Raw genomic sequence first — 20,553 nt, forward strand, 5'->3', positions numbered from 1 at the left:
GGGTACACGGGCGGCGACGTCATCCTGCCGGCCGCCTACACGGTGCCGGGCGCCTGACACCAGGCCCCGACGCCGGGCGTCAGGTGAGGGCGACGGCGTCAGCCCTTTTCCAGGTACTCCGCGCGGTCCTCGTCGACCAGGGCCGCGACGGACGCGGCGAGGGCCGGGTTGCGGGTCAGCTCCGGGTCGTCCTCGATCAGGGTGATCGCCTCGGCGCGGGCGTCGCGGATCAGGTCCGCGTCGCGTTTGAGGGACAGCAGGCGCAGGTGCGAGCGGTGCCCGGACTGGGTGGCGCCCAGCACGTCACCCTCGCGGCGTTGCTCCAGATCCAGCTCGGCGAGCTTGAAACCGTCGCTTGTGGACGCCACCGCGTCCAGGCGTTCCCGCGCCGACGAGCCCTCGGCGGCCTCGCTGACCAGCAGGCACAGCCCGGCGGCGGAGCCCCGGCCGACCCGGCCGCGTAGCTGGTGCAGTTGGGAGACACCGAACCGGTCGGCGTCCAGCACGATCATCACGGTGGCGTTCGGCACGTCCACGCCGACCTCGATCACGGTGGTCGCCACAAGCACGTCCAGGTCACCGGCGGCGAAGGACCGCATCACCGCGTCCTTCTCGTCGGCGGGCAGCCGGCCGTGCAGCACCCCGATCCGCAGCCCGTGCAGCGGCCCCTCGGCCAGCAGCGGGGCCACCTCGGTCACGGCCAGCGGTGGGCGGCGGCCGTTGTCGTCCTCGGGTGGCGGTTCCTCGTCCGATACCGGTCCGTCACCGATCCGCGGGCAGACGACGTACGCCTGGTGCCCGGCCGCCACCTCCTCGCGCAGCCGGCGCCACGCCCGGTCCAGAAAGGCGGGCTTCTCGGCGGCCGGCACCACGTGCGAGGCGATCGGCGAACGGCCCCGGGGCAGTTGGGAGAGGGTGGAGACCTCCAGGTCGCCGTAGACGGTCATCGCCACCGTGCGCGGGATCGGGGTGGCCGTCATCACAAGCGTGTGCGGCGGCTGGTCCGCCTTGGCCCGCAGCGCGTCGCGTTGCTCCACACCGAAGCGGTGCTGCTCGTCGACCACCACGAGGCCGAGGTCGGCGAAGTCGACACCCTCGTACAGCAGGGCGTGGGTGCCGAGCACGATGCCGGCCGCGCCGCTGGCCACCTCGGCGAGCGCCCGGCGGCGGGCCGCCGCGCCAAGTGAGCCCGTGACCAGCTCGACCCTCGTGGCGTGCTCGGCGGAATCCAGCTCACCGGCACGCCCGAGCGGCCCGAGCAGGTCGAGCATCCCCCGGTGGTGCTGCGCGGCGAGCACCTCGGTGGGCGCCAGCAGCGCCGCCTGCCCGCCCGCGTCGACCACCTGGAGCATCGCCCGCAGCGCCACCACCGTCTTGCCCGAGCCCACCTCACCCTGCAACAGGCGGTGCATCGGGTGCGGCGTGGCCAGGTCCTCGGCGATCTCCACGCCCACGTCGCGCTGCCCGGCGGTCAGCTCGTACGGCAGTCGGGCGTCGAACGCGTCCAGCAGCCCGCCGGGGCGCGGCGGGCGGGGGCGGGCCGGCCAGTCGGCGGCCCGGTGCTTGCGCTGCACCAGGGTCAGCTGGACGGCGAACGCCTCGTCCCACTTGAGCCGCCGCCGCGCCCGGTAGAGCGCCTCCTTGGTGGACGGTCGGTGGATCTCCCGAAGCGCGGCGCCCAGGTCGACCAGGTTGCGACCGGCCCGTACGGACGCCGGAAGCGGATCCTCCGGCGGGGTGAACGTGTCCAGGACGACGCGTACGCAGCGGGCGATCACCCAGGTCGGCACGGCCGCCGCGGCCGGGTACACGGGGATCAGCGCGCCCGCGAACTCCTCGATCTCGTCGTTGACCGCCGCCTCGCCCTCGCCGCCCTCGCCGAGCAGGACGTACTCCGGGCCATTCAGCTGGCGTTTGCCCCGGAACTCGGTGACCTTGCCGGCGAACAGACCCCACCGGCCCGGACGCAGCTCGCGTTCGCGCCAGGCCTGGTTGCCGAAGAACGTCAGCGTGAGCACACCCCCGGAGCCGTCGCCGACTGTCACCTCCAGCAGGTTGCCCCGGCGCTGCCGCATCGGCCGTACGGCGGTGCGCTGCACCTGGGCCAGCACGGTGACCTGCTCGCCCACGTCCAGGGAGCGGATGTCGGTGTGCTCGCCGCGCTCGTCGTACCGGCGCGGGAAGTGGTAGACCAGGTCACCCGCGGTGTGCAGGTCGAGGTGGGAGGCCAGCGCCTTGGCAGTCTTGTCCCCGACGAGCTTCTTCAGCGGCGTGTCCACGGTGGCCGGCTCGCTCATTCGACCCCCACCAGCAGTGGATAGAACGGTTGACCGCCCGGGTACGCGTGCACCTCGACGAACGGCCAGCGCCGCGCGACGTGCGCGCGGACGGCGTCGGTGAGCCCGGCCGGGGCGTCCACCCCGGCCAGGAGGGTGACCAGCTCCCCACCGCCGCCGAGCATCCGGTCGACGACGGCGGCGCAGATGTCGGTGAGGTCGGCGCCGATGAGGTGCACCTCCCCCTCGACCAGCGCCAGCACGTCGCCGGGCTGGCACGGGCCGGCGACGGTCAGCGCCTCCCGGCTGGCGTGGCAGACCTCGGCGTAGCGGCAGGCGCCGGCGGCCTCGGCCATCGCGATCACGTCGTCCTCGAAGCGGCGGGTGCCGTCGCGGACCGCGAGGGCGGCCAGGGCCTGCACCGGTGAGCGGGTCGGCACCACGCTCACCTTGATGCCGTACCGGTGTGCCTCGCGGGCCGCCGCACTCGCCACCGCCTCCGTGTTGGGGTCGTTGGGCAGCACCACCACCCGGGCGGCGTTGGTGCTGCGCACCGCGTCCAGCAGCTCGCCCGTCGACGGGTTGCCCGGCACCACTGTGGCGCCCTCCGCGGCGAACAGCTCGGCGATCCCGATGCCGGTGGCGACCACCACCGCCGCCCGGCTGGCCGTGGCCGGGCCTGGCGACTCCTGCTGGTCGGCGAAGCGGGTCACCGAGATCCGGTACGGTCGGCCGGCGGTGACACCCGCCTCGACCGCCGCGCCCACGTCGTTGACGTGCACGTGCACGTTCCAGGTGCCCACCGGCTCCCGCCCGTCACCGACGACGACCAGGGAGTCGCCAAGCGCGTCAAGCGTCAGGCGCATCTCGTCGACCGCCTCGGCCGTGGCGTCGAGCAGGAACTGGACCTCGTAGGCGTACTCATCGGAACCTGTCTCGCGGGCGACCGTGGCCGCCGGGCGGGCGGTGCGAGGGGTCGGCGCCACCGGTGCCGCGCCCTCCCCGGAGAGCACCTCGACCAGGGCGTCGAGCAGCACGCAGAGTCCTCTGCCGCCGGCGTCGACCACGCCGGCGCGGGCCAGGGCCGGCAACTGCTGCGGCGTGCGCGCCAGCGCCTCGGCCGCCGCCCGCGCCGCGGCGCGGGCCACCCGGCGCAGGTCGTCGGTGTCCGCGCGCTCGGCCGCGTCGGCGGCGGCGGCGACCACTGTGAGCAGGGTGCCCTCCACCGGCCGGCCGACCGCGCTGTACGCGGCGGTGGTGGCGGACCGCAGCGCGACTGCCAGCTCCCGACCGCGCACCACGGGCACGGCGGCGACGGCGTCGGCGAAGCCGCGCAGGATCTGCGACAGGATCACCCCGGAGTTGCCCCGTGCCCCGAGCAGGGCGCCCTGCGCCATCAGCCGCGACGCGTGCCCGTGCGCGGTCGACCCGCTGTCGGGCAGCGTGTCCAGATCCATCGCGAGAGCCTGCTGGGCCGATGTGAGGGTGAGCACCAGGTTGGTGCCCGTGTCGCCGTCGGGCACCGGATAGACGTTGAGCTGGTCGATCTCGCTCTGGTGGCGTTTCAGCGCGGCCAACCCACCCACACACCAGCGGCGGACCGCTGCGGCGTCGAGGGTGTCCAGCACGGCCAGAAGCCTACTGGCGCTGACTGACACCCGTCGGACTCGTCCGGCGTGTCCGCTGGACCGGGGCGGTTGGCCGGGTCGGCGGGTCATCGGGTAACCTGACCAGGTTGCCCGGGCAGCACCTGCCGGCGACCCCGTGAACGTATCAATCCCAGGAGTATCCCGTGGCTAGCGTGTGCGACGTCTGTGGCAAGGGACCGGGCTTCGGCCACAACGTGTCCCACTCGCACCGGCGGACCAACCGCCGCTGGAACCCGAACATCCAGTCGGTGCGTACCCCGGCCGGTGGCGGCAACACCAAGAAGTTGCAGGTCTGCACCTCGTGCATCAAGGCCGGCAAGGTCACCCGCGCCTGACGCGCGGCACCACCCTCTTCGATACGGCTCAGCCGGCGGACCGCTGCGGTCCGCCGGCTTTTGTCGTGCGCGCCGACGGGCGCTTCCCTGTCCGGTCCGCGCCCGGCCGTCCGCTTCCTCGGGCAGGTCAGAGGGTGCGGCCGAAGGAGACGCAGCCCTCGGAGTCCTTGTAGAAGCCGAAGTTCGGGATGCGCTCGTAGCCGGCGGCCGTGTACATGGCGATCGCCTCGGGCTGCTTGTCGCCGCACTCCAGGACCATCCGCTTGCGGCCCTGCTCACGCGCCGACCGTTCGACCGCCGCGAGGACGCTGCGGGCGACGCCACGCCCCCGGACCGCCGGGGCGGTGTACATCCGCTTCAGCTCCGCGGTGTCCGCGCCGTGGCTGCGCCAGCCCCCGCAACCGACCGGTTCGCCGGCCAGGTAGGCGACGAGGAACGCGCCGTCCGGCGGCTCGAACTCGGTGGCGGCCACCGGGGTGTCGTCGCCGGTGCCGCCGTAGCGGGCACCGAGGTCGGCCAGCGCGTCACGGATCAACTGCTGCGCCACAGGTGCGTCGAACCGCACCAGCCGGATCTCGATCTCACTCACGGTGTCCAGGGTACGGCGGCCACCGGGCCTCACCGGAAGTGGTCCCAGCCGGTCGGGCCGTCGTAGGGCACCCCGTCGACTGTCACGCCGGCACCCTCCGTCACCACGCCTATCGCCCGCCACTCCGGCGGCAACGCCACCGCCGGGGGGAAGGTCGCGGCCAGCGCATGGTCGTCGCCACCGGCCAGGATCCAGGTGTACGGGTCGACGCCGAGGGCCTGCGCCGCGTCGGCCATCTGCCGGGGCACCTCGAACGCGTCCCGGCGCACGTCGACCGCCACCCGGCTGGCCGCCGACACGTGCCCGAGGTCGGCGAGCAGGCCGTCCGACACGTCGATCATCGAGGTGGCGCCCAGCCGGGCGGCCTGCGGCCCCGCCTGGTACGGCACCAGTGGCCGCCGGTACGCCTCGACCAGCAGCCGGGGCGTCCGGAAACCGCGGGTGAGTACGGTCAGCCCGGCGGCCGCGTACCCGGTGCGCCCGGCCAGGGCGAGCACGTCCCCCGGGCGGGCGCCCGAGCGCACCACAGGCGCGCGGCCGTCGAGGTCGCCGAGCGCGGTCACCGCGACGGTCAGGGTGGGGCTGGCCGACATGTCCCCGCCGACGACGCTCGCGCCGACCGTGCCCGCCTCCGCCGCGAGCCCGTCGGCCAGCTCCTCCGCCCATCCCGTGGGCAGGTCCGCAGGCATGCAGAGGGCGACGAGCAGGGCGGTCGGGGTGGCGCCCATCGCCGCGATGTCGGCCAGGTTCGCCGCCGCCGCGCGGTGTCCGACGTCACGCCCCGACGACCAGTCACGCCGGAAGTGCCGTCCGTCGACGAGCACATCCGTGGAGGCCACCACCCGGGCGTCCGGCGCGGCCACCACAGCCGCGTCGTCCCCCGGGCCCAGCAGGGTCGTCGGCCCGACCGGCAGCCGGGCGGTGACCCGCCCGATCAACCCGAACTCGCCGATACCGGCCACGCTGGCGCCGCCGCCGACGTTCCGTCCGTTCTGCCCGGCACCGCCGCGCTCGCTCACCGCTGCTCCTTGACCACCGATAGGGATCGGACCTGCTCCGTAAGGTAGTTTCACCCTTCGGGCCGCCCCGCGGCGGCGACGGACGGAGGTCGAGTCGTGGTACAGGCGTACATCCTCATCCAGACCGAGGTCGGCCGGGCACGTGACGTGGCCGGTCTCATCGCGGACCTTGCCGGCGTGGTACGCGTCGACGCCGTCACCGGGCCGTACGACGTGGTCGTCCTCACCGAGGCCAACACCGTCGACGAGCTCGGCAAACTCATCGTCAGCAAGGTGCAGATGGTGCCCGGCATCACCCGCACCCTCACGTGTTCGGTGGTGCGGTTGTAAGTGGACGAGATGACTACCTCCTCCGCTGCTCTGGACGACGACGAGACGCGCGGCACGACCGGCGGGACGCCCGAGCCGGCTGACGGTATCCGCGAGTCCGCCGAGCCGGGCGCCGACGCGCCGAGCGGCCGGGACCGGACGATCCGTGGAGCCGCGCTGGTCGCCACGTTGATCGCGTTGCCGGTCACCCTGCTGGTCGCCCTGCTGGCCTTCTCGAAGCTCTCGCCTGACACTCCGGCCGCCGCGCCGAGCCCGTCGGCGACAAGCGTGCGGGCGCAGTCCACCGCACCTGTGGAGATGGCCGCCCCGGCGCTGGCCGACCGCCCGGCCACGGTCTGCCGCGCGCTGGTCTCCCAGCTGCCGCAGACCATCCGCGACCTGGCCCAGCGTCCGGTCACCGCCGGCCCGGAGCAGAACGCGGCGTACGGCGACCCGGCCCTCACCGTCGCCTGCGGCGGCCCCGCGCCCACCGTTCCGGCCACCGACGAGGTCTGGCGGGTGAACTCGGTCTGCTGGCATCCGGTCGAACAGGCCGACGCGACGGTGCTCACCGCTGTCGACCGGGAGACACCCGTCACCCTGCGCATTCCGCGCTCGTACGAGCAGCCGTTGCAGTGGGCGGCACCGATCTCCAACACCATCGTGGCGACGGTGCCCTCGGGTGGCACCGCCCCCGCCGGCTGCCGGGGCTGACCCGACCCGCGCCGGCTCGGCGCGGGAGGGCAGGCGGTCTCAGTGCAGGCCGACGCCGCGCCGCTGCGCGGTACGGATCAGACGGTTGACCAGCTTCGGGTACTCCAGGCCGGCGGCCGCCCACATCCGCGGGAACATCGACGTCGGGGTGAACCCGGGCATCGTGTTTATCTCGTTGAGGTAGATGTCCAGCTCGGGGGTGACGAAGAAGTCGGCCCGCGCCAGGCCGGCGCAGTCCAGTGCGGTGAACGCGCGGACCGCGTACTCCTGCACCTGGCGGGTCACCTTCTCCGGCAGGCCGGCCGGGATGTCGTACTCGCAGGAGTCGTCGAGGTACTTCGCCTCGAAGTCGTAGAAGTCGTGGTCGGAGACGACCCGCACCTCGGCCAGGACGGACGCCTCGGGAGCGCCGCCGGCCTCGCCCTCCAGCACGCCGCACTCGACCTCGCGGCCGACGATCGCCGCCTCGATGATGACCTTCGGGTCGATCTGCCGCGCGGTGGCGACCGCCGCGTCGAGCTGCGCCCAGTCGGTGACTCGGGTGATGCCGAACGACGAGCCGGCCCGCGACGGCTTCACGAAGACCGGCAGGCCGAGCCGGTCCTTGTCCTGTTCGCTGAGCGTCATCCCGTTGCGCAGCACCGCGTACGGGCCGACCGGGATGCCCTCGACGGCGCAGAGCTTCTTGGTGAACTCCTTGTCCATGGCGGCCGCGGAGGCGAACACGTTGGCGCCCACGTAGGGGATGCCTGCCATCTCCAGCATTCCCTGGATCGTGCCGTCCTCGCCGTACGCGCCGTGCAGCACGGGGAAGACCACGTCCACGTCGGCGAGCACCCGGGGACCCTCGGTCGGGTCGAGCACCATCAGCCCGTTGCCGGTGGGGTCGGCGCGCAGCACGATGTCGTCGCCGGAGTCGGCGGTGATCTCCGGCAGTTGCCGGGCGTTGATCGCGAGCTGGGTGGGGTCGCCGCTGGTCAGCACCCACTGGCCGGCCCGGGTGATGCCCACCGGCACCACCTCGAACTCGTCGGGGTCCAGGGCGCCCAACACACTGCCGGCACTGACACAGGAGATGCCGTGCTCCGGGCTGCGGCCGCCGAAGACGATCGCCACGCGGGTCTTGCCTGGGGTGGTCACTCCGGTCACCTCTTCGTACGCGACTGCGGCTGGTCGTGCTCGCCGGTGGCGTTCACCCGGTTGACCTTACTGTGCGTGGCGGTAGGGCGAGGCGATACCCGGGGAGCCACAGCGGTACGCGGCAATCGGTCAACAGAGGTTATACGGTGCGTGACGGGAGGAAGCCTGCCACATCGATCGGCGGCGCGGTCCGCTCAGTCGCGGGAGTGCCGGCGGCCGACCGCGATCACCTTGACCCGCTGCCGGCCGGCCCGGACCATGCCCAGCGCCATGAAGGCCCCGGCGATCCGGTCGGCGGCCTCCCGGCTGTTGGCGCCGACCACCTGCCGGCGCCGCTCGGGGGCGATCCGCTCGTTGCGCTCGATGCCCTCGACGGGACGCACGTCGGTGAGCACCACCAGGAAGCGGGTCATCGCCGGCCACCCGGATGCAGGGCGGGGGGCTGCGGACCGTCACGCACGTCGTCTCCTTCCGGCGGGGCGGGATGGCTGCGGCACGCGGCGATCGGGCACGGGGGAGAAACCCGATCGCCGCGCGCCCCATCCCCTCCGGTCGCTCACCACCACCGTCGCCACGACAACCGGCGGTGAGGACGCGATGACAGATTGACACGTGGACAGCCGTGAATGCAACTCTCATCGACGTTCTCTCATGCAGACGTTCCCACAAATGTGTGCGACCATCGATGCATGGCCCCGAAGACCGCCCGCGCCCGCCGACTCGGCATCGCCCTGCGCCACCACCGGGAAGCCGCCGGCCTGACGCTGGAGACCGCAGCGGATGAGATCAACAGCACCCGCAGCACCCTGTCCCGGTACGAGAACGCCCAGACACTGATCACGCCTGCCACCGTGCGCGCCCTGCTGACCTCGTACGGGGTGAGCGCCGAGGAGGTGGCGTCGGCGGTGCAGCTCGCCAAGGACGCCCGCAAGCCGGGCTGGTGGGTGTCGTACTCGTACCTGCTGGACCCCCGCACCATCGACTTCATCGCGCTTGAGGCCGAGGCGACTGCCATCGCCAACTTCGAGCCCTCGGTGGTGCCCGGCCTTCTGCAGACCGCCGACTACATCCGCGGCGTGATGCGCGGTGGTCCCCACACCCTCGGCGACGACCTCGTCGAGCAACGGGTCAAGGTCCGCCTCGACCGTCAGCAGCGCCTCACCGGCGACGACCCGCCGATCCTCGACGCGGTCATCGACGAGGGCGCGCTGCTCCGGCCGGTCGGCGACCAGTCGGTGATGGACGGTCAGCTCCGCCACCTCGTCAAGATGGCCGAGCTGCCCAACATCACCGTCCAGGTGATCCCGCTCTCCGCCGGCTACCACCGCGGCACCCGGGGTTCGCTGCACATCCTGGAGTTCGCCGACCCGGAGGACCCGATCATCGCCTCGGTGGAGACCGTCGCCGGGCAGATGATCCTCGACCGGGCTGGCGAGACGCGTACCTGCACCAAGATCATGGAGCATCTGCGCAGCGTGGCGCTCAGCCCGGCGGACAGCCGGGCGATGCTCCTGGCAGTCCTGAAGGGACGGTAGGACCGATGACACCGACGATCACAGCGGCGTTGGCCGTGGCGGCGTGGCGCAAGAGCAGCCGCAGCGGCGACCAGGGCGCCTGCGTGGAGGTGGCCGCGATCCCGCGGCTGGTGGCCGTCCGCGACTCCAAGGACCCGGCCGGTCCGGCCCTGCTGTTCCCGCCGGCCGCCTGGGCCGCCTTCACCCAGGCTCCACCCCGTAGCTGACCGGCCGTCGACGCGGCCGGCCAGGTCCCCGCAGGTCGCTCACCGGCGTGGCCGGCCAGGCCCCGGCGGGTCGCTCGCCGATCCGTCGGGGCGCACGGCCTGCCGGGTTCAGGCCACCAGCGGACGGGACTCCGGCACGGTACGCAGCGCCTCCAGGGCGGCGATCGCCACTCCCCGGGCACCGGCCATGTCCCGCTCCGGCACCAGGGCGAAGGTCGCCACGGCCGCCTGCTCCTCCCGGAGCACGGTGTGCTCGCGGACCGTCGCCAGGAACCAGTCGCGGAACTCCGGCGCCGCCTCCACCACCCCGCCACCCACGAAGTACGCGTGCGGGTCGGTGAAGTTGGCCGCCACGGTGAACAACCTGCCCAACGCCATCGCCTGCTGGGTGAACAGCTCCCGGGCCAGCACGTCGCCCCGCTCGCCGTACCCACGGACCAGCTTCGCCGCCCGAGCCACCGGTTCGGCGGCCAGCGGGTGGTCGGGGTGGCGGGTCAGCCAGTACGGAAGCAGGTTGCGCTCGATGCCTGTCAACGAGGCGACGCTCTCCACGTCGCCGGTGAAGCCGCAGGCGCAGGTGGGGTCCGACTGGCCGGGACCGAGCAGCCCGTTCAGCGGGATGTGCACGTGACCCAGCTCCCCGGCCATCCCGGCCGCGCCGGCGATCACCCGCCCGCTCTCGACCACCCCGCCGCCCAGGCCGGTGCCGACGATCGCGGCGACCGACGATCGGTTCATCGCCTCGGCGCCGAAGAACACGTGGTGGGCGTAGAGCGCCGCCGCGTTGCCGTCGTTGTGGTAGATCACCGGCAGGCCGAGCCGCCGCTCCAGCGCGCCCCGCACGTCGAAGCCCCGCCAGGCCGGCTGGGAGAAGTTGGTCGAGCCCCGCGAGGAGATGACGCCTGCGGCGCTGGCCGGGCCCGGCGTGTCCAGTCCGACAGCCCGGACCAGCTCGCGCGGCACCCCGGTGTGCGCCAACGCGCCGTCCAGTGCCCGGGCCAACGCCTCGATCGCCGCCTCCGGCCCGGCGCGCACCTCGCTGGGGATCTCCAGCAGGCCGTCCACCAGGAACCGGCCGTCCACCGTCAGCACTGTGGCGTTGTTGCTGGTGCCGCCGTTGTCCAGCCCGACGACCACCGGCACCCCTGCGCTGCCCACCGAAACCGCCTCCCGCCGTCATGAGTGTGAGCCGAGGCTAGTGCCAAGCCCTCTCCCCCGCCACGCCCACCGTCCCCGCGATCGCGCACCTGCTGTCGCGGCACGAGGCGTATCGCACCCATTTCGACAACCGAAACCGCAAGATCGCGGGTGAGGGGTCAGGGGCGGCGGGCGGTCAGGGCCGTGGCGTCCAGGTCGTCGTCGTGGCGGACGCTCGGCAGCAGCCCGGCGGCGGCGAACGCCTCGCCGAGCGCGTCCACCTGGGTGACACCTACCTCCACCACCAGGTGGCCACCGGGGGCCAGCCAGTCGACCGCCTCGGCGCCCACCCGGCGCAGCACCGAGAGCCCGTCCGGGCCGCCGTCGAGCGCCACCGGCGCCTCGTGCAGCCGCGCCTCCGGCGGCATCAGCGCCACCGCGTCGGTAGGGACGTACGGTGCGTTGGCGACCACCAGGTCGAGTCTCCCCCGCCAGTGCGGCGGCAGCGGCGCGAACAGGTCACCCTCGAACACCTCGGCGGCCAACCCGGCGAGGTTGCGGCGGGCGCACGCCACGGCCGCCGGGTCGATGTCGGCGGCGGCCAGCCAACGCGGCGCGAGCCGGTGCGCCAGCGCGACGGTGGTGGCCCCGGACCCGCAGCACAGGTCGACGACGGCCGGCGCCGGGCCGGTCAGCGCCGCCGCCGCCTCGACCAGCAGAGCGGTCCGGCCGCGCGGCACGAAGACGCCGGCGTCGACGGCGATCCGCAGGCCGCAGAACTCCGCCCAGCCGAGCAGGTACTCCAGCGGTTCGCCGGCTACCCGACGCTCGGTCAGGGCCGCCACCGTCACCGGATCGTCGGCGGCGGCCAGCAGCAGGTCCGCCTCGTCCTCGGCGTAGACGCAGCCGGCGGCGCGCAGCCGGTCCACGAGGGCGGACCTGTCGACGGGGACGGACTCCACTCAGGCCTCTCCTGCGGCGTCCAGCGCGGCGGCGATGTCGGCCACCAGGTCCGGCGTGTCCTCCACGCCGCAGGAGAGCCGGACGAAGCCCGGCGACGTGTCGTCACCCCACTGCGCCCGCCGGTCCGCGGTCGTGTGCAGGCCGCCGAACGAGGTGGCAGCCGCCACCAACCGGGCGGCCTCGACGAACCGGCTCACGCGGTCGGCGTCGCCCAGGTCGAACGAGAGCACCCCGGGCATCCGGCGCATCTGCGTCGAGGCCACCGCGTACGCGGGGTCGTCGGGTCGGCCCGGCCAGCGCAGACCCGTCACGTCCGCGCGGGCGGCGAGCAGGTCGGCGACCGCGGCGGCGTTGGCGCTCTGCCGGGCCAGCCGCAGGTCGAGGGTGGCCAGCGACCGGTGCGCCAGCCAGGCGTCGAACGCGCCAGGCACCGAACCGGTGGTGGTACGCCAGAGCGTCACCGCCTCGACCAGCTCGGTGTTCCGGCTGGCCAGGTAGCCGAGCAGCAGGTCGGAGTGCCCGGTGAGCGCCTTGGTGCCGGAGGCGACCACCAGGTCGGCGCCGAGGTCCAGTGGACGCTGCCCGAGCGGGGTGGCAGTGGTGTTGTCCACGGCGAGCAGCGCGCCGGCGGCGTGCGCCTGCTCGGCCAGGACCGCCACGTCGACCACGTCCAGACCCGGGTTGGCGGGCGTCTCCACAAGCACCAGCCGGACGCCGTCGAGGGACGGGTACGGCCCGGCGGTCGGTACGAAGACCACCCGGACGCCTGTCGTCTCCAGCACGTCGGTGGCGAACGACCGGACCGGGAAGTAGCCGTCGCTGGGCAGCAGCACCGTGTCACCCGGGCGCAGCAGGGCGAGCAGCATGCCGGTGATGGCCGCCTGACCGCTGGCGAAGACCCGGCACTCGCCACCCTCCAGCTCGCCCACGGCCGCCTCCAGGAGGCGTCGGGTCGGGTTGTCGGGGCGGCCGTAGCCGTTCGGCGAGGCGGCGGGGCCCTGCCACGGGTCGAGGTGGTACGGCGCGGCGAGGACCGGCCCTGGCAGGAACGGGTCCCCCGGCGCCGGCTCGGGCAGTCCGGCGCGTACGCAGCGGGTGCCGTCTCCCAGATCAGTCATCGGATCCTCATTCGTACGACTCGGGTTTGGCGGTCCGGCTCATCAGCGTGTCCACGGCCAGCCGGGGATCCATCCCCTCGTGGCAGATCCGCTCGACCTGCTCGGTGATCGGCATCTCCACACCGTGCGCCCGGGCCAGGTCACGGATCGCCAGGCAGCTCTTCACGCCCTCGGCGGTCTGCCGGGTGGCGGCCTGGGCCTGCTCGAGCGTCTCCCCACGACCCAGGTGCTCGCCGAAGGTGCGGTTCCGGGCGAGCGGGGACGAGCAGGAGGCGACGAGGTCACCCATGCCGGCCAGGCCGGCGAAGGTGATCGGGTCGGCGCCCAGCGCCACGCCCAGGCGGGCCGTCTCGGCGAGCCCCCGGGTCATCAGCATGGCCCGGGTGTTGTCGCCGAAGCCCATCGCGGTGGCGATGCCGTACGACAGGGCGATCACGTTCTTGACGGCACCGCCCAGCTCGCAGCCGATCACGTCGTCGTTCGTGTAGGGGCGCAGGTAGGGCGTCCGGATCGACGACTGCACGAGCACCGCGCGGTGGCTGCTCGTCCCGGCGACGACTGTGGCGGCCGGCTGCTCGGCGGCGATCTCCGGGGCCAGGTTCGGGCCGGACACGACCACCACCCGGTCCGCGGCCACGCCCGCGGTCTCCACGATGACCTCGCTCATCCGCTTCGTGGTGCCCAGCTCGATGCCCTTCATCAGCGACACCAGGGTCGAGTCGGGGTGCAGGTACCCGGCCCACTCGGCGAGGTTGCCGCGCAGGGTCTGCGAGGGCACGGCCAGCACCACCAGTTCGGCGCCGGTGATCGCCTCGGCGGCGTCGGCGGTGCCGGTGACCCGGGCCGGCAGCAGCAGGTCCGGCAGGTACTCCTGGTTGCGGCGCTCGGTGCGGATGCTCTCGGCCACCGGCGCGCGGCGGGCCCACACGGTCACGTCCCGCCCGGCGTCGGCGAGGATCTTGGCGAACGCGGTGCCCCAGGAGCCGGCGCCGAGCACCGCGACGTGGCCGCTCACGCGGCTTCGCCCTGCTGGTGCCGGACGGACGGTCGGGCCGGTCGTTCCCACAGCGGCGGCGGGGTGCCGCCGCGGATCTCGGCGAGCATGTCCCGCAAACGCAGCATGATGGCGTCCGTCATCTCCTCCAGGGTCGCCCGGGTCGGCGGGGCGTCCGCCCACCGGCTCAGGTCGACCGGTTCCCCGGCGACCACGGTCACCGGGATGCGGGGTCGGGGGTTCAACCGGGCCGTCCGCGGGTCGAAGATCCGCTCCGGCCCCCACATCACCAGCGGCACCACCGGCGCGCCGGTGGCCAGCGCCAGCCGGGCCGCCCCGGTCTTGGCCTTCATCGGCCACAGGTCCGGCTGCCGGGTGGTGGTGCCCTCGGGGTAGATCACCACAGCGCCACCCTCGTCGAGCGCGGCGACCAGCTTGTCCAGTGAGCGGACCGCGTCCACGCTGCCGCGTTCGACGGGGATCTGCAGGCAGCGGTGCAGGACCCAGCCGATCACCGGCACCCGGAACACGCTTGCCTTGCCCAGGTACTGCGGCCAGCGTCCGGAGTCGTAGATGAAGTGCGCGGAGACCAGCGGGTCGGCGTGCGAGATGTGGTTCGCCACGATGATCACGCCGCCGTCCCGGCCGAGGTGCTCCTGGCCACGCCAGGTACGCCGGGTCCAGACGATCATCACCGGCTTCACCAGCACCACGGCGAACCGTTGCCAGAACCCCAGCCTCCGCCGTGCCACTGTGCCTCCTCGTCGCGCCCGTCCCCGCCGCGAACCCCGCCCGCGACACCCGCAGCGGAAATCATGCCTGCTCGCCCCCGGTACGGCCAGTGAGGGTCCCACCGTCCTGCTGGCAGGATTGCGGACGTGAGTCAGCCGAGGTGGGCAGTGGTGGTGCCGGTGAAGCGTCTGACCGCCGCCAAGAGCCGGCTGCGGGGCGCGCTTGCCGGCGTACCCCATGAGGAGCTGGCACTGGCGCTGGCGGCCGACACGCTCCGCGCGGTGCTGGCCTGCCCGGCGGTCGCCGAGGCCCGGGTGGTCACCGACGACGCCCGGGTGGCGGCGGTGGCCCGGGCGGCCGGCGCGCGGGTGCTGCCCGACGAGCCGGACGCCGGGCTGAACGCCGCGTTCCGGCACGGCGCGACCGCCGGGCCCGCCGGCTGGGTGGCCGGGCTCACCGCCGACCTGCCGGCGCTGCGCCCGGCCGAGCTGGCCGCCGCGCTGCTCGCGGCTCAGGCCGATCCAGACGGGGTACGACGGTTCGTGCCGGACGCGCCAGGCGACGGCACCGTGCTGCTCGCCGCGCCGCCAGGGGTGGCGCTGGACCCGCGTTTCGGGGTGGGCTCGGCGGCGGCGCACGCGGCGAGCGGCGCGCTGCCGCTGACCGGGGACTGGCCCAGCCTGCGCCGCGACGTGGACACCGCGGCGGACCTGGACGCCGCCGCGCGACTCGGTCTCGGGCCGGGCACGGCCGCGCTGCTCGACTCCGGCTGCCCGGCCGCCTCCGCGAGCTGATCCACGGGTGTACGGTGCCAGCATGCAAGGCACGGTGGCCAGCTACGACGCGGCGACGCGCAGCGGCGTCCTGCTGCTCGACGACGGCACCGAGCTGCGCTTCCCCGCGCGGGCGTTCGACGCCTCCGGGCTGCGGCTGCTCCGGCTCGGCCAGCGAGTGCGCATCGACACCGATCCCGACGGCGAGGTCGTCCGGGTGACATTGCCGACCATGATCTGAGCCGGCGAGCCCAAGTTCATTTTGCGTTAACCCGAATCGGGTGATTATGAGCGGGTGAGCACCCCTCGCGAGCACCCGGCCACCCCGTCAGCCACCGAACCCCTCAACGGCGCCCGCATCCGTGGCGCCGACGGCCGTTTCCGTCCGTCCCGCGCCGAACGGGCCGGCGCTGCCCGCGCCGACACCCTCGGCGACGACCCGGGAGCCGCCTCCTCCGGACTGGACGAGGTCCTCGACCCCGCCGTCGGCCCCACCGGGACCGACGGTCCGGCCGCCGGTGGAGTCGTCCAGCCCGCCGCGCCGAGCGTCGTCGACGAGGACGACGAGGCGCCGGCCGCCCCGCCGCTGCCCGAGGACCGGTTCCTCAACCGGGAACTCTCCTGGCTCGACTTCAACGCGCGCGTGCTCACCCTCGCCGAGGACCAGCGCACACCCCTGCTGGAACGGGCGAAGTTCCTGGCCATCTTCGCCAGCAACCTCGACGAGTTCTACATGGTGCGGATCGCCGGGTTGAAACGGCGGCTCTCCGCCGGCCTGCCGGTACGCGGCGGGGACCGGCTGCCGCTGCGGACCCAACTCGAGCTGATCGCCGAGCGGACCGCCGAACTGGTGGCCCGGCACGCCGCCTGCTTCGTCGAGGACGTACTGCCCAAGCTCGCCGACGAGGGCATCCGCATCCTGCGCTGGGCCGAGCTGGGCGACCCCGAGCGGGAGCGGCTGCGGACCTACTTCCGCGAACACATCTTCCCGGTGCTGACCCCCCTCGCTGTCGACCCGGCCCACCCGTTCCCGTACATCTCCGGGCGGTCGCTGAACCTGGCGGTGGCGGTACGGGACCCGGACGGCGGCTCGGAGCTGTTCGCCCGGGTGAAGGTGCCCAACAACGTCCCCCGTTTCGTCCGTGTGGACCGGGACCAGCCGGGCGTCCGGATGCTGCCGGTCGAGGACCTGATCTCGGTGCACCTGGGGCAGCTGTTCAGCGGCATGCAGGTCGTCGAGTGCCACCTGTTCCGGGTCACCCGCAACGCCGAGGTGGAGGTCGACGAGGACCGTGACGAGGACCTGCTCCAGGCCCTGGAGCGGGAGCTGGCCCGGCGGCGGTTCGGCCCACCGGTGCGCCTGGAGGTCGCCGCGTCGATCTCCGACCACATGTTGGAGCTGCTCGTGCGCGAACTGGACATGGACGACCAGGACGTGCTGCGGGTGCCCGGCCTGCTGGACCTCTCCGCCCTCTGGCAGGTGTACGGCGAGGCCGACCGCCCCGATCTGAAGGACCCGCCGTTCGTGCCGGCCACCCATCCCCGGCTCACCGAGGGCGAGGTACCGCGCAGCGTCTTCTCCACCCTGCGCGACGGGGACATCCTGGTGCACCACCCGTACCACTCGTTCGCCACGAGCGTGCAGCGCTTCATCGAGCAGGCCGCCGCCGACCCGAACGTGCTGGCCATCAAGCAGACCCTCTACCGCACCAGCGGTGACTCGCCGATCGTCGACGCGCTCGTCGACGCGGCCGCCGCCGGCAAGCAGGTGGTGGTGCTCGTGGAGGTGAAGGCCCGCTTCGACGAGGTGGCGAACATCGGCTGGGCGCGCACGCTGGAACGCGCCGGCTGCCACGTGGTGTACGGCCTGGTCGGCCTCAAGACGCACTGCAAGACCGCGCTCGTGGTCCGGCAGGAGGGCAACCAGATCCGCCGCTACTGCCACATCGGCACCGGCAACTACCACCCGAAGACCGCCCGGCTGTACGAGGACTTCGGCATGCTCACCGCCGACCCGGAGATCGGCGCCGACCTCACCGACCTGTTCAACGTGCTCACCGGGTACAGCCGGCAGACCGCGTACCGGCGGTTGCTGGTCGCGCCGCAGGGCATCCGCAGCGGCCTCATCGAGCGCATCGAGCGGGAGATCGCGCACGTCCGCCTCGGCATGCCGGGGCTGGTCCAGTTCAAGGTGAATTCGCTTGTCGACGAGGGCGTGACCGACGCGCTGTACCGGGCCTCCCAGGCCGGCGTGCACGTGGACCTGCTCATCCGGGGCATGTGCACGCTGCGCCCGGGGGTGCCGGGGCTGTCGGAGAACATCCGGGTCCGCTCGATCCTGGGCCGGTTCCTGGAGCACTCGCGGGTGTTCCGGTTCGGCAACAACGGCGAGGCCGAGTTCTGGATGGGCTCGGCGGACCTCATGCACCGCAACCTGGACCGCCGGGTGGAGGCGCTGGTGCAGGTGAGCGACCCGGTGGCGCGGGCCGAGCTGGACCACGTGCTGACCGCCGCGATGGGCCCGGACGTGGACGCGTTCGAGCTGGCCGGCGACGGCACCTGGACCAGGCGTGCCGGCGGCGGCGAGACGGCCGGTACGCATCTGCAGGAACTGTTGCTGCGCCGCGTCGGTGGCACGGCCGGCTGACCGATCGCGGCATAGGCTGAGCTGATGGTGGAGGAGGAGCAGAAGTACGAGGTGGACGACACCTACGTGCTGCCGGACCTGTCCGCCGTGGCCCCGGCCGGCGGCCGGGTACGGGCGCTGCCGCCGGTGACGCTCGTGGCCCGCTACCTCGACACGGTCGACCTGCGGCTGGCCCGGGCCGGCGCGTCGTTGCGGCACCGCAAGGGCGACGAGCTGCCCTGGACGGTGAAGCTGCCCACCGGCACCCCCGGTGTCCGGCACGAGATCTCCCGCCCCGGCCCGAAGGGGCAACCACCGCCCGAGCTGGTGGAGCTGGTCACCGCCCTGCACCGGGGCGCGCCGCTGGCCCCGGTGACGGTGGTCCGCACCGTCCGGCACGCCCACGAGGTGTGCGACGAGGCAGGCACGGTGCTCGTCGAGGTGGTCGACGACCGGGTGCGGGTGCTGGACGCCTCGGGCACCGCCACCGGCGCGTTCCGGGAACTGGAGGTGGAACTCAAGTCCGGCGACCGGGAGCTGCTGGAGCGGGCCGGTTCGGTGCTGCGCGAGGCCGGCGCGCGGGGCGGTTCGTTCACCCCGAAGCACGTACGCGCACTGGGCCCGGCGGCGCAGGCCGACCCGGACCTGGTCGCGCCGGCCGGGCTGCCGGACGACCCGAGCGCCGGCGACGTGGTCACCGAGGCGGTCCGCAAGGAGGTACTCCGCCTGCTGGCGCACGATCCGCTGGTGCGGCTGCGCGCCCCCGCCGCCACCGGTGACACCGCAGTGCACCAGATGCGGGTGGCCTGCCGGCGGCTGCGCAGCGACCTGCGCACCTTCCAGCCGCTGGTCCGCAAGAGCTGGTCCCGTCCGCTGCGCGACGAGCTGCGCTGGCTGGCCGGGGTGCTCGGCGCGGCCCGGGACGCCGAGGTGCTGCGCGAGCGGTTGCGTGGCACCGCGGACGCCGACCCGCTCAGCCCGCTCGACGCCGGTGCGGTGGACCGGCTGGACGAGGCACTCGCCGCACGGCAGCGGGTGGCGCACGCCGCGATCGACGAGGCGCTGCGCTCCCCCCGTTACCTGGCCCTCGTCGACGCGCTGGTGCTTGCCGCACGCGCGCCCCGGCTCACCCGCCGGGCTGCCACCCCGGCGGCGCGGGCGCTGCCCAAACTGGTGGCCCGTCCGTGGCGGCGGCTGACCGGCCCGGACGGCGTCGACGGGCTCGACCCGTCGTCGCCGGACGAGCGCTGGCACGCCGTCCGCAAGCAGGGCAAGCAGACCCGGTACGCGGTGAACGCGGTGGCCCCGGCTGTCGACAGGGCCGCACGACGGCTGTCCCGCGCGCTGGCCGGCGTGCAGGACGTGCTCGGCGAGCACCAGGACGCGGCCGTGGCGGCGGACACCTGGCTGGAACTGGCCGCCGAGCGGCCGGCCGACCACGAGGTGGCGGTCACCGCCGGCCGGCTGGCCGAACGGGAACGGGAGTCGGTACGCCTCATGCGGGCCCGGTTCCCGGCCGCGTGGCACCGGGCGACCCGGCGGCGGCGGACCCGTTGGCTGCCGTGACGGGCATCCGGGCGGCCGGTGGGGTGGCCTGGCGCCCGTCCGACGACGGCGTACGGGTCTGCGTGGTGCACCGCCCCCGCTACGGCGACTGGACACTGCCCAAGGGCAAGCTGGAGCCGGGTGAGCACCCGATGGTCGCTGCGGTCCGCGAGGTGGCCGAGGAGGCCGATGTGCGGGGCGTACCGCAGGTGCGGCTGCCGTCGGTGCGTTACCGCAGTGAGGGCCAGGCGAAGCTTGTCGACTACTGGTCCATGCTCGCGGTCGCCAACGGTGGTTTCCAGCCGGGCACCGAGGTGGACGACATCCGGTGGCTCGCCGTGGACGAGGCGATCCGGCTGGTCAGCTATCCGCACGACGCCGAGGTGCTTGGCGCGTTCGCCGCGCTGCCGCAGGTGACCGCGACCGTCGCGCTGGTCCGCCACGCGCACGCCGGAAAGCGCGCCACCTGGACCGGCCCCGACACGGCGCGCCCCCTGGACGCGGAGGGCTGGGCCCAGGCGTCCGCCCTGGCCGACCTGATCGTCCTGGTCCGGCCGGGCCGGCTGGTGTCCGCGTCGCCGCGCCGCTGCGTGCAGACCCTCGACCCGGCCGCCGCGCTGCTCGACCTGCCCATCGAGATCTGCGGCGACCTGGACGAGCCCCAGCCGGGTCAGCAGGGCGACGAACAGGTGCTCGCCACCGCCGCCCGGGTGCTGGAGCTGGCCCAGGCCGGCGGGCAGGTGGCGGTGTGCAGCCAGGGCAAGGTGTTGCCGGGGGCGTTGGAGCGGTTGTCCGGCCGTGCGGACGAGGACTTCACCACGCCCAAGGGCGGCGGGTGGCTGCTCGCGTTCACCGCCGACGGGCTGCTCGCCACCGACCGCCTGTAGCGCCGG

Annotated in this window: 21 protein-coding genes; 10 read left to right on the top strand and 11 right to left on the bottom strand. The window is 73.8% G+C overall.

Annotated elements, in window-relative coordinates:
* Window positions 1-98: 98 nt before the first annotated feature.
* Entirely contained in the window at window positions 99-2,297 is a 2,199-nt protein-coding gene (recG, locus tag ACZ6N8_RS00375) for an ATP-dependent DNA helicase RecG (RefSeq protein WP_466006630.1), read from the bottom strand.
* Window positions 2,294-3,904: a DAK2 domain-containing protein gene (locus ACZ6N8_RS00380; protein ID WP_466006631.1), complete on the bottom strand. Its 1,611-nt coding sequence runs from the start codon at window positions 3,902-3,904 to the stop codon at window positions 2,294-2,296. Before ACZ6N8_RS00380 ends, recG begins: the two co-directional genes overlap by 4 nt.
* Before the next feature lie 164 nt (window positions 3,905-4,068).
* Here ACZ6N8_RS00380 and rpmB point away from each other — a divergent pair, with 164 nt between their 5' ends.
* A complete protein-coding gene (gene rpmB, locus ACZ6N8_RS00385; RefSeq protein WP_007456456.1) occupies window positions 4,069-4,260 on the top strand; it encodes a 50S ribosomal protein L28 in 192 nt (63 codons plus the stop codon).
* A gap of 127 nt (window positions 4,261-4,387) precedes the next feature.
* On the opposite strand, the gene ACZ6N8_RS00390 is transcribed toward rpmB, so the two are convergent.
* Both ACZ6N8_RS00390 and ACZ6N8_RS00395 read right to left on the bottom strand, forming a co-directional pair.
* On the bottom strand, window positions 4,388-4,849 hold the full coding sequence (locus tag ACZ6N8_RS00390; protein WP_466006632.1) for a GNAT family N-acetyltransferase: 462 nt from the start codon (window positions 4,847-4,849) through the stop codon (window positions 4,388-4,390).
* Between the two features lie 29 nt (window positions 4,850-4,878).
* A complete protein-coding gene (locus ACZ6N8_RS00395; RefSeq protein WP_466007269.1) occupies window positions 4,879-5,811 on the bottom strand; it encodes a thiamine-phosphate kinase in 933 nt (310 codons plus the stop codon).
* Window positions 5,812-5,964: 153 nt separating this feature from the next.
* On the opposite strand from ACZ6N8_RS00395, the gene ACZ6N8_RS00400 reads away from it, so the two are divergent.
* Window positions 5,965-6,198 (top strand): Lrp/AsnC ligand binding domain-containing protein, encoded by a 234-nt coding sequence (locus ACZ6N8_RS00400; RefSeq protein WP_013284547.1) that lies wholly within the window; start codon window positions 5,965-5,967, stop codon window positions 6,196-6,198.
* Between the two features lie 9 nt (window positions 6,199-6,207).
* Window positions 6,208-6,891, top strand: a complete 684-nt coding sequence (locus tag ACZ6N8_RS00405) for a DUF3515 family protein (RefSeq protein WP_466006634.1) — start codon at window positions 6,208-6,210, stop codon at window positions 6,889-6,891.
* A gap of 39 nt (window positions 6,892-6,930) precedes the next feature.
* Here ACZ6N8_RS00405 and ACZ6N8_RS00410 read toward each other — a convergent pair whose 3' ends face one another.
* On the bottom strand, window positions 6,931-8,031 hold the full coding sequence (locus tag ACZ6N8_RS00410) for a D-alanine--D-alanine ligase family protein (protein WP_466006635.1): 1,101 nt from the start codon (window positions 8,029-8,031) through the stop codon (window positions 6,931-6,933).
* Between the two features lie 194 nt (window positions 8,032-8,225).
* Complete coding sequence (locus tag ACZ6N8_RS00415) at window positions 8,226-8,444, bottom strand: hypothetical protein (protein WP_387112713.1); 219 nt, start codon at window positions 8,442-8,444, stop codon at window positions 8,226-8,228.
* A gap of 276 nt (window positions 8,445-8,720) precedes the next feature.
* Between ACZ6N8_RS00415 and ACZ6N8_RS00420 the strand changes: the two genes are divergently transcribed.
* Both ACZ6N8_RS00420 and ACZ6N8_RS00425 read left to right on the top strand, forming a co-directional pair.
* Complete coding sequence (locus tag ACZ6N8_RS00420) at window positions 8,721-9,566, top strand: helix-turn-helix domain-containing protein (RefSeq protein ID WP_466006636.1); 846 nt, start codon at window positions 8,721-8,723, stop codon at window positions 9,564-9,566.
* Between the two features lie 5 nt (window positions 9,567-9,571).
* Window positions 9,572-9,772 (top strand): DUF397 domain-containing protein, encoded by a 201-nt coding sequence (locus ACZ6N8_RS00425; protein ID WP_354818686.1) that lies wholly within the window; start codon window positions 9,572-9,574, stop codon window positions 9,770-9,772.
* Between the two features lie 108 nt (window positions 9,773-9,880).
* Here the strand turns inward: ACZ6N8_RS00425 and ACZ6N8_RS00430 are convergent, their stop codons facing one another.
* The 5 genes from ACZ6N8_RS00430 to ACZ6N8_RS00450 form a co-directional block, all read right to left on the bottom strand.
* A complete protein-coding gene (locus ACZ6N8_RS00430; RefSeq protein WP_466006638.1) occupies window positions 9,881-10,930 on the bottom strand; it encodes an ROK family protein in 1,050 nt (349 codons plus the stop codon).
* Window positions 10,931-11,088: 158 nt separating this feature from the next.
* Window positions 11,089-11,871: a putative protein N(5)-glutamine methyltransferase gene (locus tag ACZ6N8_RS00435; protein ID WP_466006639.1), complete on the bottom strand. Its 783-nt coding sequence runs from the start codon at window positions 11,869-11,871 to the stop codon at window positions 11,089-11,091.
* The gene (locus ACZ6N8_RS00440) at window positions 11,872-12,990 is read right to left on the bottom strand and encodes a cystathionine gamma-lyase (protein WP_466006640.1); all 1,119 of its coding nucleotides are present in this window, start codon (window positions 12,988-12,990) and stop codon (window positions 11,872-11,874) included.
* Window positions 12,991-12,997: 7 nt separating this feature from the next.
* Window positions 12,998-14,005: an NAD(P)H-dependent glycerol-3-phosphate dehydrogenase gene (locus ACZ6N8_RS00445; protein WP_466006641.1), complete on the bottom strand. Its 1,008-nt coding sequence runs from the start codon at window positions 14,003-14,005 to the stop codon at window positions 12,998-13,000.
* Window positions 14,002-14,736: a lysophospholipid acyltransferase family protein gene (locus ACZ6N8_RS00450; protein ID WP_466006642.1), complete on the bottom strand. Its 735-nt coding sequence runs from the start codon at window positions 14,734-14,736 to the stop codon at window positions 14,002-14,004. Before ACZ6N8_RS00450 ends, ACZ6N8_RS00445 begins: the two co-directional genes overlap by 4 nt.
* A gap of 126 nt (window positions 14,737-14,862) precedes the next feature.
* On the opposite strand from ACZ6N8_RS00450, the gene cofC reads away from it, so the two are divergent.
* The 5 genes from cofC to ACZ6N8_RS00475 are packed head-to-tail and all read left to right on the top strand — an operon-like array spanning window position 14,863 to window position 20,547.
* A complete protein-coding gene (gene cofC, locus ACZ6N8_RS00455; RefSeq protein ID WP_466006643.1) occupies window positions 14,863-15,510 on the top strand; it encodes a 2-phospho-L-lactate guanylyltransferase in 648 nt (215 codons plus the stop codon).
* A gap of 22 nt (window positions 15,511-15,532) precedes the next feature.
* Window positions 15,533-15,730, top strand: coding sequence for a cold-shock protein (locus ACZ6N8_RS00460; RefSeq protein WP_139585579.1), 198 nt, complete (start codon window positions 15,533-15,535; stop codon window positions 15,728-15,730).
* Window positions 15,731-15,784: 54 nt separating this feature from the next.
* A complete protein-coding gene (locus ACZ6N8_RS00465) occupies window positions 15,785-18,136 on the top strand; it encodes an RNA degradosome polyphosphate kinase (protein WP_466006645.1) in 2,352 nt (783 codons plus the stop codon).
* Between the two features lie 24 nt (window positions 18,137-18,160).
* Entirely contained in the window at window positions 18,161-19,681 is a 1,521-nt protein-coding gene (locus tag ACZ6N8_RS00470; protein ID WP_466006646.1) for a CYTH and CHAD domain-containing protein, read from the top strand.
* Window positions 19,669-20,547 (top strand): NUDIX hydrolase, encoded by an 879-nt coding sequence (locus ACZ6N8_RS00475; RefSeq protein WP_364366968.1) that lies wholly within the window; start codon window positions 19,669-19,671, stop codon window positions 20,545-20,547. The genes ACZ6N8_RS00470 and ACZ6N8_RS00475 overlap by 13 nt, the downstream gene beginning before the upstream one ends.
* Window positions 20,548-20,553: the final 6 nt, after the last annotated feature.

The organism is Micromonospora sp. NPDC047521, assembly GCF_055587305.1.